The organism is Crenobacter cavernae (assembly GCF_003355495.1).
Taxonomy (GTDB): domain Bacteria; phylum Pseudomonadota; class Gammaproteobacteria; order Burkholderiales; family Chromobacteriaceae; genus Crenobacter; species Crenobacter cavernae.
Genome location: NZ_CP031337.1, coordinates 1,706,091 through 1,720,539 on the forward strand (window position 1 = coordinate 1,706,091; position 14,449 = coordinate 1,720,539).

A 14,449-nucleotide genomic window follows, 5' to 3' on the forward strand; every position below is an offset into this window, starting at 1 on the left:
GGCGGGGTCTCCTCGGTGGAATCGTTATTTCCAAGAGTATATAGCCATGTCGCTGTGTTGTTAAGTAAATAACGAAGCCTCGGGGATCGAATATCATAAGCTCACATCGGCACGCCGAGGATCACGCTGGCCGGGCTGATGACCGCGCCGACCGCGACGCCCGGCGCCAACGCCAGCGCGTCGGCCTGCTCGCGGCCGACCATGCTGCACAGGCTGCTGCCGCCTTCCAGATCGACCGTCACCTCGCACTCGGCGTCGCCGCCGGCTATAGAGCGCACGACGCCCGGCAGCACGTTGTGACCTGCGAGGCTGCCCGGCGCGGCCGGAGGCGTCAGCGCGACCCAGCCCGCCTTGACCAGCGCGACCACGTCCAGGCCCTCGGCCAACCCTAGCCGTTCGCTGCTCGCATGGGTAATCAGCGCCAGGAGTCGCTCGCCGCCGGGCAGCGTCAGTTCGACCTCGTCGTTCACCTCGCCGCGGCGGATCGCTGTGACCTTGCCGAACAGCTGGTTGCGCGCCGAGGTCTTCACCGCGAACTTCTTCAGCAGCGACAGGCAGTCGGAGAAGTCCTCGCCGCCGGCCGACAACGCGGCGACGAACTGCTGCTGCGCGTGCTCGATCGCCCGGTAGGACTCGATCAGCCGTTTGCCGCGCTCGGTGAGCCGCGTGCCGCCGCCGTTCTTGCCGCCGGTTTCGCGCACGACCAGCGCTTCGGGCGACAACTGGTTCATCGCCTCGACGGTGTCCCACGCCCACTTGTAGCTGCGGCCGATGGCCTTGGCGGCCTGCGTGATCGAGCCGGTCTCGGCGACGGCCGACAGCAAGGCCACTTCGGTGGCGCCGGCGAGGCTGGCGTCGCCCTGCTCGAACCAGACGCGCGCGTTGAGTTTCACGGCAGGGTTGGTAGTGGCGGGAGGAGTCGTTTTTTTCATGGTTTCGCTGGCGACGAGGGTTGGGACGATTCTGGCGTTTCGTTGTGTATTCTAGTTTACACCGAGGCGCCGGAAAGCGAATGCGGCAGACCGCGGCAAGACTAGCTCAATTTCTTCAGATAGGCAGCCAGCCCGCTCATCAGCATCTCGATCGAGATCGCGGTGAGCACCAGCCCCATCAGCCGTTCGAGCGCGGCGATCACCTGGTCGCCGAGGATCTTCTGCAGGCGGCCGGATGCGAGAAACACGGTGGTGGTGACGAACATCGTGATCGTCAGCGCGCCCATCCATTCGGCCATGCGTGCCGGCTCGCGCGTCGATAGCAAGAGCACGGTCGCCATTGCCGACGGCCCGGCGATCAGCGGCACCGCGATCGGCACGATGAAGGGCTCGCTCTGGAATCTGGCGCCGAAGGCGCTCTCCTCGCCGGGGAAGATCATCTTGATCGCGATCAGGAACAGGATCACGCCGCCGGCGACGCGCAAGGATTCGTCCGACAGCTGCATCAGTTCGAGAAAGTGCCGGCCGAAGAACAGGAAGGACAGCAACACCGCGAACGCGATCAGGCATTCGCGCAGGACGACCTTATGCCGGCGCTCGGGCTTGACCTGCTTGAGCGCGGCGATGAACAGCGGAATGTTGCCCAAGGGGTCGGTGATCAGGATCAGCAGCACTGTAGCCGACCAGAACGACGTTTCCATGGCTCTTCCTCGCGTGTGTGCGACCTTGCGCCGGGTGCGGCAGACTCCCGGCGCAAGGTCGCTCAGCCCGCGTCGGGTTTGTCCTTGCGGTTGCTGCCGGACACCATAGGGATCGCGAACAACCGGCACTCGAGCGCGCCGTTGTAGAGCGGCACGCGGCGCTTCGGCGTCAGGCGGATCAGCTTCGCCAGGCGCAGGTCGCCGGTGAAGAAGTTGGCGGTCCAGCCGGCCCAGTACTGCTTGAGCCACGCACCGAGCGACGGGTAGAGCGCGGCGAGCGCGTCCTGCTCGTCGAGGCGCACGCCGTACGGCGGGTTGGCGATCAGGATGCCGTTGCCGGCCGGCGGGCGCGTGTCGAGCACGTCCTGCGCCTTCAGCCGTACCAGACCCTTGAGGCCGGCCTGCACGAGGTTGCGCTCGGCCGTTTCGATCATGCGCCGGTCGCGGTCCGAGCCCCAGATCATCAGCGGTTCGGGCTCGCGCTCCATAGACTTGACGACCTTCTTCACCTGCTGCCACTGAGCAGAATCGAAGTCGGCGAACGCCTCGAAGCCGAAGCGGCGGTTGCGGCCCGGCGCGCGTTTGAGCGCGATGTCGGCCGCTTCCACCAGAAACGTACCGCTGCCGCACATCGGGTCGACCAAGGGCTGGCTGCCGTCGTAGCCGGCGATCAAGAGGATGCCGGCGGCGAGGTTCTCGCGCAGCGGCGCCTCGCCGGTCTCACCGCGCCAGCCGCGCTTGAACAGCGGCTCGCCGCTGGTGTCCAGGTAAACGGTCGCGGTGTCGCGTGTCAGGAACACGTGGATGCGGATGTCGGGGACGCGGGTGTCGACGCTCGGCCGTGCGCCGGTCGCGTCGCGGAAGCGGTCGCAGATCGCGTCCTTGACCTTTAGCGACACGAAGTCGAGGCTCTTGACCGGCGCGTTCACGCCGTCGGTCTTGATCTTGAAGGTCTGCTCGAGCGAGAACCAGGACGGCCAGTCCACCGTGTGTGCGAGCTGGTAGACGTCGCGCTCGTCAAGGTAGCGGCCGTGCACGAGGCGCAACAGCACGCGGCTGGCGGTGCGGCTCTCGAGGTTGGCGCGCATCATCACCACCTCGTCGCCGGTGAAGCCGACGCCGCCGTCTACCGGCGCGATGTCGCGGGCGCCGAATTGGGCGAGTTCGTCGGCGAGCGCGGCTTCGAGGCCGCGCGGGCAGGGGGCGAAAAAGTGTTGCGGTTTCAAGCGGCATCCTCCGGGCAATTCGTTATTCTAGCCGGATTCGCCGTCTTGGTCGGCGGCCGGCTTTACGCTACCATCTTCGATTCCCCGAATTTGTGCTCCCGATGCTGGAAAACGCCTTTGCCGAACGTCTGGTCGCCTGGCAGCGCGACCACGGCCGGCACGACCTGCCGTGGCAGGTCGACGACCCCTACCGCGTGTGGCTGTCCGAGATCATGCTGCAGCAGACCCAGGTCGCGACCGTGCTCGATTACTATGCGCGCTTCCTGGCGCGCTTTCCGAGCGTAGAGACGTTGGCCGAGGCCCCGGTCGACGACGTACTCGCCGCGTGGAGCGGACTCGGCTACTACAGCCGCGCGCGCAATCTGCACAAGGCCGCCGAGCGCGTGATGGACGTCTACGGCGGCGCCTTCCCGCAGGCGCGAGCCGAGCTTGAAACGCTGCCCGGCGTCGGCCGGTCTACCGCCGCGGCGGTCGCCGCCTTCGCCTTCGGCGAGCGCGAGGCCATCCTCGACGGCAACGTCAAGCGCGTGCTGACGCGCGCGTTCGGTATCGCCGGCTTCCCCGGCGAGAAGGCGGTAGAGAAGAAGCTGTGGGCGTTGGCCGAGCGCCTGCTGCCCGAAACGGGCATCCAGGCGTACACGCAGGGCCAGATGGATCTCGGCGCCACCGTCTGCACGCGCGGCAGGCCGGCGTGCACCGTCTGCCCGATGGTCGACGGTTGCGTCGCCGCACGCGAAGGCCGTACCGGCGAACTGCCGACGCCGCGCCCGAAAAAGGCGGTGCCGACGCGCGACACGGTGATGCTGATGCTGACCTGGCAGGACAAGGTCTGGCTCGAGCGCCGCCCGCCGTCCGGCATCTGGGGCGGACTGTTGTCGCTGCCCGAGTTCGCCGACAGCGGCGCGGCCGAAGACTGGGCGTCGGCGCTCGGCCATGTCGACGTCGATATCGCATGGCCGGAACTCGAACATGTTTTTACGCACTATCGTTTGATCATCACGCCGTTGCCGGCGCGGCTCAGGGAAGGCTCGGCCAACCTTGTGCGCGACGGCGGCGGCGACTGGTGGCCGTTGGCCGAAGCGCTCGACGCCGGCCTGCCGGCGCCGGTGAAACGCCTCCTGGGTCGGCTCGCGCCGCGGGCCTGATCTCGAACCGAACCGCCGGTGTGCCCGGCCCCGTAACGTTATGGTTTCCGTCGTTAGATCCGTTGCCGATACCCTGGCCGACGCCGCCGATCACGGCCGTTGGCTCAGCAAGCTAGCCGCCTCGCACAACGAGACGGAGAGCGGGCTGCTCACGCGCGCCTACGAGGCCGCCCGGACGCTGTACGCCGGCAGGACGCTCGCGTCGACCGGCGAGGACCTGTTCGACCACGCGGTCGCCTCCGCCGCCATCGTCGCCGACCTCAACCTGTTGCCCGACGCCATCGTCGCGACGCTGCTGTTCGCCGCGCCCGACTGCCGGCCCGACTGGCAGGAATGGCTCGCGCGCGAATTCAACGGCACCGTGTCGGTGCTGGTCGAAGGCGTCGACCGCGTGCGCACGCTGACCGAGTTCGCGCGCATCGACACGCTCGCCACCGGCGACGAGCGCGCGCGCCAGGCCGAGACGATGCGCAAGATGCTGCTGGCGATGGTCGCCGACATCCGCGTCGTGCTGATCAAGCTCGCGTGGCGCACGCAGACCATGCACTTCTTGATTAACTGCGACGAGCCGATAAGGCTGAAGATCGCGCAGGAGACGATGGACCTGTTCGCGCCATTGGCGAACCGGCTCGGCGTCTGGCAGATCAAGTGGGAGCTCGAGGACCTCGCCTTCCGCCATCTGCATCCGGCCGACTACAAGAAGATCGCCAAGCTGCTCGACGAGCGGCGGCTCGAACGCATCGACTACATCGAACGCGTGCTCGGTTCGCTGCGCGGCGAGCTCGCGGCCGCCGGCATCAAGGCCGACGTCGCCGGCCGGCCCAAGCACATCTATTCCATCTGGAAGAAGATGCGCAAGAAGCAGCTCGACTTCTCCGAGCTCTACGACATCCGCGCGGTGCGCGTGCTGGTCGACAAGGTCGCCGACTGCTATTCGGTGCTCGGCATCGTGCACAGCATCTGGCAGCCGGTGCCGGGCGAGTTCGACGACTACATCAGCCATCCGAAAGCCAACGACTACCGCAGCCTGCACACCGCGGTGATCGGCCCCGAGGACAAGGTGCTCGAGGTGCAGATCCGCACCTTCGAGATGCACGAGCACGCCGAATTCGGCGTCGCCGCGCACTGGCGCTACAAGGAAGGCGGGCGGGGCGACGCCGCCTACGAAGAGAAGATCGCGTGGCTCAGGCAGTTGCTCGACTGGCGCGAGGAAGTCGCCGACGCCAACCGCGAAGGGCTGGCCGAAGCGTTCCAGACCGAACTGTTCAACGATACCGTCTACGTACTGACGCCGGCGGGCAAGGTGCTGACGCTGCCGGCAGGCGCCACCGCGATCGACTTCGCCTATTCAGTCCACACCGACCTCGGCCACCGCTGCCGCGGCGCCAAGATCGACGGCCAGATCGTACCGCTGTCGACGCCGCTGGAGAACGGCCAGCGCGTCGAGATCCTCGCCGCCAAGGAGGGCGGGCCGTCGGTCAACTGGCTGCACGAAGGCTGGGTGAAGAGCCACCGCGCGATCAGCAAGATCCGCCAGTACGTCAGGCTGCAGAACGCCGACGTCGTGCGCGAGACCGGCCGCCAGCTGTTCGAGAAGGAGCTCGCGCGTCATCCCGACGTGCAGCCCAACCTGCAGGCGTTGGCCGAGAAGCTCGGCTTCGCCAAGGTCGACGAGGTCTACAACGCGCTCGGCCACGGCGAACTGACGATGCGCGCCATCGTGCAGGCGATCATGAGCTTCGCGCCGCCTCCGCCGGCCGACGTGACGCCGGAAGACATCGTCCATCGCAGCCGCGGCGGCCACGACGCCGGCGGCATCCTGATCGAGGGCGTCAACAACCTGATGACGGTACTCGCGCGCTGCTGCAAGCCGGCGCCGCCCGACCCGGTCGCCGGCTTCGTCACCAAGGGGCGCGGCATCTCGATCCACCGCGCCAGTTGCTCGACGCTGAAGCGCCTGTCGGCCGACGCGCCCGAGCGGCTGATCTCGGCCGACTGGGGCGAGCAGAAGAACAGCGTGTTCCCGATCGACATCGAAGTGCTGGCGCGCGACCGCAACGGCCTGTTGCGCGACATCTCCGACGTGCTGTCGCGCGATAAGCTCAATGTCATCGCCGTCAACACGCTCTCCCGCGATCTGAAGGCGAGGATGCGCTTCACCGTCGAGGTCAGGAGTGTGACCGACCTGTCGCGCGTTCTTGCACACGTCATGGACGTCAACGGCGTGCTCGAGGTGAGGCGCGTCTGAAGCTTGGCCGAGCCGGGGCTCGGCCAAGCTTGTGCAGTGCATTTTTGTGACAGGCCAAGAGGCCATAAGCCTTATGAATTGGGGGTTTTCCCGAATGTTGCGCTGCGTATACTGCGCTGCACAAAAAACTTGCCAAGCCTATAACGCTCGCCAATAATTGGCATTGCATCAGGACGTGGCACGCAAGTGTGCGTTTTGGTGTTGTCTCCTCCATCCTCCTTCCAAAAGGTGGAACTTGGCGCAATCGGCATCGTCCGGTTGCGCGTTTTTTTTTGCCTGCTTTCCGGGGCTTCTGTTCCTCCTTTGCGACGCCCGATTTTTGCTTGTCGCACAAGGGTTTGACAGGCCCAGACCCCTGTAATAGAATCCGGAACTTTCAAGAATTACGATGGAAGAGTTCCATGAAGACCTTTTCTGCCAAGCCGCATGAGGTTAAGCGCGAGTGGTTCGTGGTCGATGCAACCGACAAGGTTCTCGGCCGTGTCGCTGCTGAAGTCGCCCGTCGTCTGCGCGGCAAGCACAAGCCGGAATTTACCCCGCACGTTGACACCGGCGATTACATCGTCGTCATCAACGCCGAAAAACTGCGCGTGACCGGTGCCAAGGCTCAGGACAAGAAGTACTACCGTCACTCGGGCTACCCGGGCGGTATCTACGAGCGCACCTTCACCGAACTGCAGAACCAGTTCCCGGAGCGCGTTCTGGAAAAAGCCGTGAAAGGCATGCTCCCGAAAGGCCCGCTGGGCTACGCGATGATCAAGAAGCTGAAGGTGTACGCCGGTGGCGAACACCCGCACGCTGCCCAGCAGCCGCAAGTGCTGGAATTCTGATTTCTGAGGCAACACGATGAACGGTAAATACTACTACGGCACCGGCCGTCGCAAGAGCTCGGTAGCTCGTGTGTTCATGCAAAAGGGCAGCGGCCAGATCATCGTCAACGGCAAGCCGGTTGACGAATATTTCGCTCGCGAAACCGGCCGCATGGTGATCCGCCAGCCGCTGGCCCTGACCGAAAACCTCGAGTCGTTCGACATCAAGGTGAACGTGATCGGCGGCGGTGAAACCGGTCAGTCCGGCGCGATCCGTCACGGCATCACCCGTGCGCTGATCGACTACAACGCCGACCTGAAACCGGCGCTGTCAGGCGCTGGCTTCGTGACCCGCGACGCTCGTGAAGTCGAGCGTAAGAAAGTCGGTCTGCGTAAAGCCCGCCGCGCCAAGCAGTTCTCCAAGCGTTAATTCGCGATGGATACCCCAAAAAGCCGCCCTACGGGGCGGCTTTTTTGTTGCTTGCGCACTGCCGTCTGCGTCCTTAACATGTCGTCTTTGCAACACGGATTTACAGGAAGGGACGTGGCATGATCAAGGTCGGCATCGTTGGCGGGACCGGTTACACCGGCGTGGAATTGTTGCGGCTGTTGGCCGGGCATCCGGGCGCCGAAGTGGTCGCGGTGACCTCGCGCAAGGAGGCCGGCATGAAGGTGGCCGAGATGTTCCCGTCCTTGCGCGGTCGCGTCGACGTCGCCTTCTCGACGCCGGAAGACGCGAAGCTCACCGAGTGCGACGTGGTGTTCTTCGCGACACCGCACGGCGTCGCGATGGCGCAGGCGCGCGAGCTGCTCGACGCAGGCGTCAAGGTGATCGACCTGGCGGCCGACTTCCGGCTGAAAGACCCTGTGGTGTTCCAGCAGTGGTACGCGATGGAGCACAGCTGCACCGACCTGTTGGCCGAGGCGGTGTACGGCCTGCCCGAGGTCAACCGCGACGCCATCAAGAAAGCCCGCCTGATCGGCATGGCCGGTTGCTATCCGACGTCGGTCCAGCTCGGCCTGTTGCCGCTGCTCGAAGGCGGCAAGCAGCTGATCGACACCCAGACGCTGATCGCCGACTGCAAGTCGGGCGTGTCCGGTGCCGGCCGCAAGGCCGAGGTCGGCACGCTGTTGGCCGAGGCCGGCGACAACTTCAAGGCCTACGCGGTGAAGGGCCACCGTCACAGCCCGGAGATCGAGCAGGGCCTGTCCGCCATCCACGGCGCCCCGGTCAAGCTGACCTTCGTGCCGCACCTGGTGCCGATGATCCGCGGCATCCATTCGACGATCTACGCGCGCATCGCGCCGGAAGGCCGCGACACCGACTTCCAGGCGCTGTTCGAAGCGCGCTTCGCCGGAGAGCCTTTCGTCGACGTGCTGCCGGCCGGCAACCACCCGGAAACGCGCTCGGTGCGCGGCTCCAACACCGCGCGCATCGCGGTGCACCGCCCGGGCAATGGCGACCTGTTGATCGTGCTGGTGGTCGAGGACAACCTGGTCAAGGGGGCGTCCGGCCAGGCGGTGCAGGTGATGAACCTGATGTTCGGCCAGGACGAAAACGCGGGTCTGGACATCGTTCCGCTGCTGCCCTGATCTTGAGCTCTCGCCAGACGACCCAATATCCGACTAAAATAGTAGGGTGATTTCAGGCCATGGGCGAGAATGCCCGCGCCAGATGTTTTGCGAGGTAAACACATGAATGCAGCGACCGAGATGCCGTCCCCGATCAACTTTACCGACAGCGCGTGCGCCAAGGTGCGCGACCTGATTGCTGAGGAAGGCAATCCGGAGTTGAAATTGCGCGTGTTCGTCACTGGTGGCGGCTGTTCCGGCTTCCAGTACGGCTTCACCTTCGACGAGCTCGTCAACGAGGACGACACGCCGATCGAACGCGACGGCGTGACCTTCCTCGTCGACCCGATGAGCTACCAGTATCTGGTCGGCGCCGAGATCGACTACCAGGAGAGCCTCGAAGGTTCCCAGTTCGTGATCAAGAACCCGAACGCACAGTCCACCTGCGGTTGCGGTTCGTCGTTCTCGGCGTGATCGCCGTTTGAAACGCGAAAGCCCGGGTCCTAGCGGCCCGGGCTTTTTTGTCGCGAGGTTCCATGGACAAACTGCCGGCGATCCATCTGCCGAAGATCGAGTTCAACCGCGAGTTCAGCTTTTCCGAGGCCGACTTCGAGCGCATCCGCAAGCTGATCTACAAAGAGGCCGGCATCGCGCTCAACCCGTCGAAGAAGGACATGGTGTACGGCAGGCTGGTGCGGCGCATCCGCGAACTGAAGCTGGCGAGTTTCGCCGCCTATGTCGACTTGCTCGAGTCCTACACCGGCAAGCGCGAGTTCGAACAGTTCGTCAACGCGCTGACCACCAATCTGACCTTCTTCTTCCGCGAGGAGCACCACTTCCCGCTGCTGGCCGAGCAGTTGAAGCAACGGGTCGCCGCCGGCGAGCGCGAGCTGACGATCTGGTGCGCCGCCGCGTCGACCGGCGAGGAGCCGTACTCGCTGGCGATCGCCGCGCTTGAGGCCTTCCCGATGGGAGCTCGGCCAACGATCAGCATCCTCGCGACCGACCTCGACACCCACGTGCTCGAGATCGGCCGCAAGGGCGTCTACTCGGCCGACAAGGTCGCACGGCTGCCGGCGGGCCACGCGAGCAAGTACTTCGACAAGCTGCCCGACGGCAGCTTCCAGGCCAAGCCGGTATTGCGCAGCCTGATCACCTTCCAGCGGCTGAACCTGGTCGACACGACGTGGGCGGTGCGCAGCAGCTTCGACGCGGTCTTCTGCCGCAACGTGATGATCTACTTCGACCGCGAGACGCAGTTCTCGGTGCTGAAGAAGTTCGTGCCGCTCTTGAAACCCGACGGCCTGTTGTTCGTCGGCCACTCGGAAAACTTCTTCTTCGCGTCGGACTACTTCCGGCTGCGCGGCAAGACGGTGTACGAGCTGACTAAGAGGCCGGCCTGAACGGCGGGCTTGAAGCGCGGAGCGCGCAGGGCTTACCATCGGTGCACAAAAAACGGGCGGGCCGGTCGGCCCGCTTTTTCGTGGAGACAGGATAGTCATGAAGGTGGTGGTTCTCGGCTCGGGCATCGTCGGCGTGTCGACGGCCTGGTTTCTGGCACAGGACGGCCACGAGGTGACGGTGATCGACCGCGCCAGCGGCCCGGCGCGCGAGACCAGCTTCGCCAACGGTGGGCAGATCTCGGTCAGCCAGTCCGAACCGTGGGCGCAGCCCGACGTGCCGCTCAAGGTGCTCAAGTGGCTGTTCAAGGAAGACGCGCCGCTTCTTTACCGTCCGATGTTCGACCCGGCGCAGTGGGCATTCTGCCTGCGTTTCCTGAACGAATGCCGTGCCAGCCGCGCCGAGGCGAACATGCGCCAGATCCTCGCGCTCGGCCGCTTCAGCCGCGAGACCTTCGATGCGATCCGCGCCGAGACCGGCCTCGCCTTCGACCACCGCGCGCGCGGCATCGTATCGCTCTTCCTTACGCAGCAGGAGCTCGACGCCGCCGCGCACGCCGCCGCGGTGATGGCCGAGTTCGGCATCGACAAGCGGGTGATCTCGCGCGACGAGATGGTCGTGATCGAACCGGCGCTCGCTGGCTACTCGGCCAACGTCGTCGGTGCGACCTATTGCGAGAGCGACCAGTCGGGCGACGTACACCAATTCACCAGCGCTCTGGCCAGCTTGGCCGAGGCCGCCGGCGTCAACTTCCGCTTCTCGACGCGCATCAACGCGCTGCTGGCAGAGAGGGGCGATATCGCCGGCGTGTCGGTGACGCGGCCCGACGGCGCGTTCGACACCGTCACCGCCGACGCCTACGTGCTCGCGCTCGGCAGCCACAGCCCGCTCGTCGCGCGCACCGCCGGCCTCAAGCTGCCGATCTACCCGGCCAAGGGCTATTCGGCGACGCTGCCGGTGGTCGAGCCCGCCGCCGCGCCGACCGCCAGCCTGACCGACGAGAGCTACAAGATCGTGATGTCGCGCCTCGGCGATCGCTTGCGCATCGCCGGCACGGCCGAGCTCGCCGGCTACTCGTCGACGCTCAATCCGGTGCGCTGCAAGCTGCTGGTCGACCGCGCGCGCGCGATGTTCCCCGACGCCTGCGACTGGGGCGCCGCGCAGTTCTGGACCGGCTTGAGGCCCGCGACGCCGGGCAACGTGCCGATGATAGGCCGCACCCGCTATCCGCGCCTGTGGCTCAACACCGGTCACGGCACGCTGGGCTGGACCGAAGGCCCGGGCTCGGGCCGGGCGCTCGCGTCGCTGATCGCCGGGCGCGACCCCGGCATCGCTTTTCGCTTTCAAGGCCGCTGAGGCCCGGCCGACCGATCCGACAGGAATGGAATCATGCAGCAATTGACCCCCTACGAACTGCTCGGCGGTGCCGGCGTGGTGCGCTGGCTGACCGACCGCTTCTACGACATCATGGACACCGACCCGTCGGTCAAAAGCTTGCGCGACATGCACCCGGCTGACCTCGCCGGTTCGCGCGAAAAGCTTTACATGTTCCTGTCCGGCTGGCTCGGCGGCCCGGCGCTCTATATGGAAGCCTACGGTCACCCGCGCCTCAGGGCGCGCCACCTGCCGTTCGCCATCGACGAGGCGGCGCGCGACCAGTGGATGTATTGTATGAATAAGGCGGTGGCCGAATTGGTGTGCGAGGACGAGTTGAAGGCCAAGCTTATCGAAGCGTTCTATGGCACCGCTGACTTTATGCGCAACCGTTAATCGTTTCGTTGCAACTTATTCAATCAAAGCCTAAAGAAAGCCCTTGCATCGTCTTTGGAATCGTCCATGCTGAAGTGCTAGGTGCAAGTTTTCGTGCGCTGTCCTCTGTTTGAGGAGGTGTCGTATGAAAACCGTCAGGCTTGTCTACAAAATGATGGCATTGCTATGGGCAATGCCTGCGTGGGCGGAAGGATGCCCACCCGAGGCGTGGATGTGCGCGTCGCCCTCTTTGGGCCTCTCGTCGGAAGCGCCTTCGACGATCCAGAAGGAACAATCGTTGCTGATCGGCAACGGACGTTTTGCGCTGGAAAAATTGGAAGATGGAAGCCGCTTCGGTTTGCGGCCCAGTCTCAAGCTAGGGGAAAACGGGCGCCTGTCGCTCAGGGTTGGCAAGTCAAAAACCGAAGTACGGATGAAGTGGACCTACTAAATACCCAGCCGTAGCAAGCCTGCCGACACGCGAAACGGGCAACCTTACAAGGTTGCCCGTTTCGTTTTGCCCGTGTACGTGGAAATCAGTGCGGCCGGTGGCCGCGCTCTATCATCACGCCGACGCGTTTGACGCCGGGCAGGATGCCGAGCTTGGTGACCGCTACTTTCACCCACGGCGCGCCGAACTCCTCGCGGATCACCTTGGCAATGTACTCGGCCAACGCTTCGATCAAGAGGAAGTGCTGCTCGGCCAAGGCCTGGCGCAGCCTGTCGACCACCACGCCGTAATGGATGGTGTCGCCGATATTGTCGGTGTGGCATGGGACTTCGCTCGGGATGCCGATTTCGAGGTCGAGCTCGATGGCCTGGGGCGCCTGGCGCTCCCATTCGTATACGCCGATGATGGTGTCGGCCCGCACCTCGCGCAGGAAGATGATGTCCATGAGTCTGCGGCGCTTGGGGAATCGCCGCGTGATACCGTAGAATCCAAAGCCTTGTATTTTATTGAATTCGCCATAAGCATGATAGCGTTTGTTGTTGCCGCCTATTTGATCGGTTCCCTGTCCTTCGCGGTGATCGTCAGCAAGGCCATGGGTCTGGACGACCCGCGTTCCTACGGCTCGGGCAATCCGGGCGCCACCAACGTGCTGCGCACCGGCAAGAAGCTGGCCGCCGTTCTGACCCTGCTGGGCGACGGCCTGAAGGGCTGGGTCGCGGTCGCGCTGACCGCCTGGCTCGCGCCGCGCTATGGTCTGGGCGACCAGGCGGTGGCCGCCGCCGGCCTCGCGGTGCTAATCGGCCACATGTGGCCGGTGTTCTTCGGCTTCAAGGGCGGCAAGGGCGTCGCGACCGCGGTCGGCGTGCTGTTCGGCTTCTCGCCGTGGCTGGCGCTGGCGGCGGCGGCCACCTGGCTGTTCATGGCCCTCGTCGTGCGCATCTCGTCGCTGTCGGCGCTGGTCGCGGCGGTGCTGAGCCCGGTGTACGCCTTCTTCATCGTCGGCCCGCAAAGCGTGTACTTCGGCGCGACGCTGATCATCGCGATCCTGGTGCTGCACCGGCACAAGTCGAACATGCTGAAACTGTTGACCGGCGCGGAAGGCAAGATCGGCGACAAGACCGACGGCGGCGCCAAGCGGCCCTGATCCGTCGTCTCCCATGAAAAACGCCGACCCGCGGGCCGGCGTTTTTTCATGGGATTGATCCAAGGTTGGCCGAGCCGGGTTCAGGCGTCGGACAGCACCCTCAGATGCGCGACCACGCTGCGCGCCAAGGCCGACAGCTCGTAGCCGCCCTCGAGCACCGACACGATGCGGCCCTGGCAGTACAGGTCGGCGATCTGCACCAGGTGGCGCGTCACCCACTCGTAGTCCGCCTCGGTGAGCCCGAGCGAGCCCATGTCGTCCTCACGGTGCGCGTCGAAGCCGGCCGACACGAAGATCATCTGCGGCTGGAAGGCGTGCAGCGCCGGCAGCCACTCGTGCTCTACCGCGTCGCGGAATTCCCGGCCGCCACTGCCCGCCCTGAGCGGCACGTTGTGCATGTTAGCGCCGAGCGGCACGTCACCCGAGTACGGGTAGAACGGCGACTGGAAGGTTGACACCATCAAGACCCGTTCGTCGTCCTTGAAAATGTCCTCGGTGCCGTTGCCGTGGTGGACGTCGAAGTCTGCAATCGCGACGCGTTCGAGCTTGTGCGCCGCCAGCGCGTGCGCGACGCCGACGGCGACGTTGTTGAAGAAGCAGAAGCCCATAGCACGCGCGCTCTCGGCGTGGTGGCCGGGCGGACGCACCGCGCAGAACGCGTTCGGCGCCGCGCCTTCGCACACCAGGTCGACCGCGTGCACCACTGAGCCTGCGGCGCGCCGCGCGGCCAGTAGCGTGCCGGGCGACATCGCGGTGTCGGGGTCGAGGCGGAAGGAGCCGACCTCGGGCGAGCAGGACTCAAGATAATCGATATAGCGCGGCGCGTGGACGCGTGCGAGCTGCTCGCGGCTGACCTCGGGCGCGTCGACCTCCTGCAGGAAGTCGAACAGCTGCGCGGCCATCAACTGGTCGCGGATCGCCGTCAGGCGCTCGGGGCATTCCGGGTGGCCGGCACCCATATCGTGCTTCAGGCAGTCGGGATGGGTCAGGTAGGCGGTCATGCCGGTGCGGTGCCAACGGTTCTTGAGCCAGGTGAACATGTTTTGCCCTACGGAAAAGCGCCGGCCGGGT

General features: G+C 65.3%; 16 protein-coding genes. 11 read left to right on the forward strand and 5 right to left on the reverse strand.

What is annotated here, in order from left to right:
* Positions 1-101: 101 nt before the first annotated feature.
* From DWG20_RS08280 to DWG20_RS08290, 3 genes are all read right to left on the reverse strand, one after another.
* Entirely contained in the window at positions 102-932 is an 831-nt protein-coding gene (locus tag DWG20_RS08280) for a TOBE domain-containing protein (protein WP_115433361.1), read from the reverse strand.
* 101 nt (positions 933-1,033) lie between these two features.
* Positions 1,034-1,633, reverse strand: a complete 600-nt coding sequence (locus DWG20_RS08285) for a MarC family protein (RefSeq protein ID WP_115433362.1) — start codon at positions 1,631-1,633, stop codon at positions 1,034-1,036.
* A gap of 62 nt (positions 1,634-1,695) precedes the next feature.
* Positions 1,696-2,859, reverse strand: a complete 1,164-nt coding sequence (locus DWG20_RS08290; RefSeq protein ID WP_115433363.1) for a THUMP domain-containing class I SAM-dependent RNA methyltransferase — start codon at positions 2,857-2,859, stop codon at positions 1,696-1,698.
* Between the two features lie 101 nt (positions 2,860-2,960).
* Between DWG20_RS08290 and mutY the strand changes: the two genes are divergently transcribed.
* From mutY to DWG20_RS08340, 10 genes are all read left to right on the forward strand, one after another.
* Positions 2,961-4,004, forward strand: coding sequence for an A/G-specific adenine glycosylase (gene mutY, locus DWG20_RS08295; RefSeq protein WP_181880877.1), 1,044 nt, complete (start codon positions 2,961-2,963; stop codon positions 4,002-4,004).
* A 40-nt stretch (positions 4,005-4,044) separates the two neighbouring features.
* Positions 4,045-6,252 carry a RelA/SpoT family protein gene (locus tag DWG20_RS08300; RefSeq protein ID WP_115433364.1) on the forward strand — a complete coding sequence of 736 codons (2,208 nt, stop codon included), beginning with the start codon at positions 4,045-4,047 and terminating at the stop codon, positions 6,250-6,252.
* A gap of 401 nt (positions 6,253-6,653) precedes the next feature.
* A complete protein-coding gene (gene rplM / locus DWG20_RS08305; protein ID WP_115433365.1) occupies positions 6,654-7,082 on the forward strand; it encodes a 50S ribosomal protein L13 in 429 nt (142 codons plus the stop codon).
* A gap of 16 nt (positions 7,083-7,098) precedes the next feature.
* Positions 7,099-7,491 (forward strand): 30S ribosomal protein S9, encoded by a 393-nt coding sequence (gene rpsI, locus DWG20_RS08310; RefSeq protein WP_115433366.1) that lies wholly within the window; start codon positions 7,099-7,101, stop codon positions 7,489-7,491.
* A gap of 119 nt (positions 7,492-7,610) precedes the next feature.
* Positions 7,611-8,654 carry an N-acetyl-gamma-glutamyl-phosphate reductase gene (argC, locus tag DWG20_RS08315; RefSeq protein WP_115433367.1) on the forward strand — a complete coding sequence of 348 codons (1,044 nt, stop codon included), beginning with the start codon at positions 7,611-7,613 and terminating at the stop codon, positions 8,652-8,654.
* A 102-nt stretch (positions 8,655-8,756) separates the two neighbouring features.
* A complete protein-coding gene (gene erpA / locus DWG20_RS08320) occupies positions 8,757-9,107 on the forward strand; it encodes an iron-sulfur cluster insertion protein ErpA (protein ID WP_115433368.1) in 351 nt (116 codons plus the stop codon).
* A 62-nt stretch (positions 9,108-9,169) separates the two neighbouring features.
* Positions 9,170-10,036, forward strand: coding sequence for a CheR family methyltransferase (locus DWG20_RS08325; RefSeq protein ID WP_115433369.1), 867 nt, complete (start codon positions 9,170-9,172; stop codon positions 10,034-10,036).
* 97 nt (positions 10,037-10,133) lie between these two features.
* Entirely contained in the window at positions 10,134-11,390 is a 1,257-nt protein-coding gene (locus tag DWG20_RS08330; protein ID WP_115433370.1) for a D-amino acid dehydrogenase, read from the forward strand.
* Positions 11,391-11,423: 33 nt separating this feature from the next.
* Entirely contained in the window at positions 11,424-11,804 is a 381-nt protein-coding gene (locus DWG20_RS08335; protein WP_115433371.1) for a group II truncated hemoglobin, read from the forward strand.
* Positions 11,805-11,928: 124 nt separating this feature from the next.
* Entirely contained in the window at positions 11,929-12,234 is a 306-nt protein-coding gene (locus tag DWG20_RS08340; RefSeq protein ID WP_115433372.1) for a hypothetical protein, read from the forward strand.
* Between the two features lie 85 nt (positions 12,235-12,319).
* Here the strand turns inward: DWG20_RS08340 and DWG20_RS08345 are convergent, their stop codons facing one another.
* Positions 12,320-12,679, reverse strand: coding sequence for a dihydroneopterin aldolase (locus tag DWG20_RS08345; RefSeq protein ID WP_115433373.1), 360 nt, complete (start codon positions 12,677-12,679; stop codon positions 12,320-12,322).
* Positions 12,680-12,757: 78 nt separating this feature from the next.
* Here DWG20_RS08345 and plsY point away from each other — a divergent pair, with 78 nt between their 5' ends.
* Positions 12,758-13,378: a glycerol-3-phosphate 1-O-acyltransferase PlsY gene (plsY, locus tag DWG20_RS08350; protein ID WP_181880878.1), complete on the forward strand. Its 621-nt coding sequence runs from the start codon at positions 12,758-12,760 to the stop codon at positions 13,376-13,378.
* 80 nt (positions 13,379-13,458) lie between these two features.
* On the opposite strand, the gene DWG20_RS08355 is transcribed toward plsY, so the two are convergent.
* Positions 13,459-14,418 carry a histone deacetylase family protein gene (locus tag DWG20_RS08355; protein ID WP_115433374.1) on the reverse strand — a complete coding sequence of 320 codons (960 nt, stop codon included), beginning with the start codon at positions 14,416-14,418 and terminating at the stop codon, positions 13,459-13,461.
* Positions 14,419-14,449 lie beyond the last annotated feature (31 nt).

Bases quoted from the DNA above. Each gene is read 5' to 3' on its own strand.
- plsY (WP_181880878.1), top strand. From the start codon at position 12,758: ATGATAGCGTTTGTTGTTGCCGCCTATTTGATCGGTTCCCTGTCCTTC.
- DWG20_RS08325 (WP_115433369.1), top strand. From the start codon at position 9,170: ATGGACAAACTGCCGGCGATCCATCTGCCGAAGATCGAGTTCAACCGC.
- erpA (WP_115433368.1), top strand. From the start codon at position 8,757: ATGAATGCAGCGACCGAGATGCCGTCCCCGATCAACTTTACCGACAGC.
- rpsI (WP_115433366.1), top strand. From the start codon at position 7,099: ATGAACGGTAAATACTACTACGGCACCGGCCGTCGCAAGAGCTCGGTA.
- argC (WP_115433367.1), top strand. From the start codon at position 7,611: ATGATCAAGGTCGGCATCGTTGGCGGGACCGGTTACACCGGCGTGGAA.
- DWG20_RS08355 (WP_115433374.1), bottom strand. From the start codon at position 14,418: ATGTTCACCTGGCTCAAGAACCGTTGGCACCGCACCGGCATGACCGCC.
- DWG20_RS08285 (WP_115433362.1), bottom strand. From the start codon at position 1,633: ATGGAAACGTCGTTCTGGTCGGCTACAGTGCTGCTGATCCTGATCACC.
- rplM (WP_115433365.1), top strand. From the start codon at position 6,654: ATGAAGACCTTTTCTGCCAAGCCGCATGAGGTTAAGCGCGAGTGGTTC.
- mutY (WP_181880877.1), top strand. From the start codon at position 2,961: ATGCTGGAAAACGCCTTTGCCGAACGTCTGGTCGCCTGGCAGCGCGAC.
- DWG20_RS08345 (WP_115433373.1), bottom strand. From the start codon at position 12,679: ATGGACATCATCTTCCTGCGCGAGGTGCGGGCCGACACCATCATCGGC.
- DWG20_RS08280 (WP_115433361.1), bottom strand. From the start codon at position 932: ATGAAAAAAACGACTCCTCCCGCCACTACCAACCCTGCCGTGAAACTC.
- DWG20_RS08335 (WP_115433371.1), top strand. From the start codon at position 11,424: ATGCAGCAATTGACCCCCTACGAACTGCTCGGCGGTGCCGGCGTGGTG.
- DWG20_RS08300 (WP_115433364.1), top strand. From the start codon at position 4,045: ATGGTTTCCGTCGTTAGATCCGTTGCCGATACCCTGGCCGACGCCGCC.
- DWG20_RS08330 (WP_115433370.1), top strand. From the start codon at position 10,134: ATGAAGGTGGTGGTTCTCGGCTCGGGCATCGTCGGCGTGTCGACGGCC.
- DWG20_RS08340 (WP_115433372.1), top strand. From the start codon at position 11,929: ATGAAAACCGTCAGGCTTGTCTACAAAATGATGGCATTGCTATGGGCA.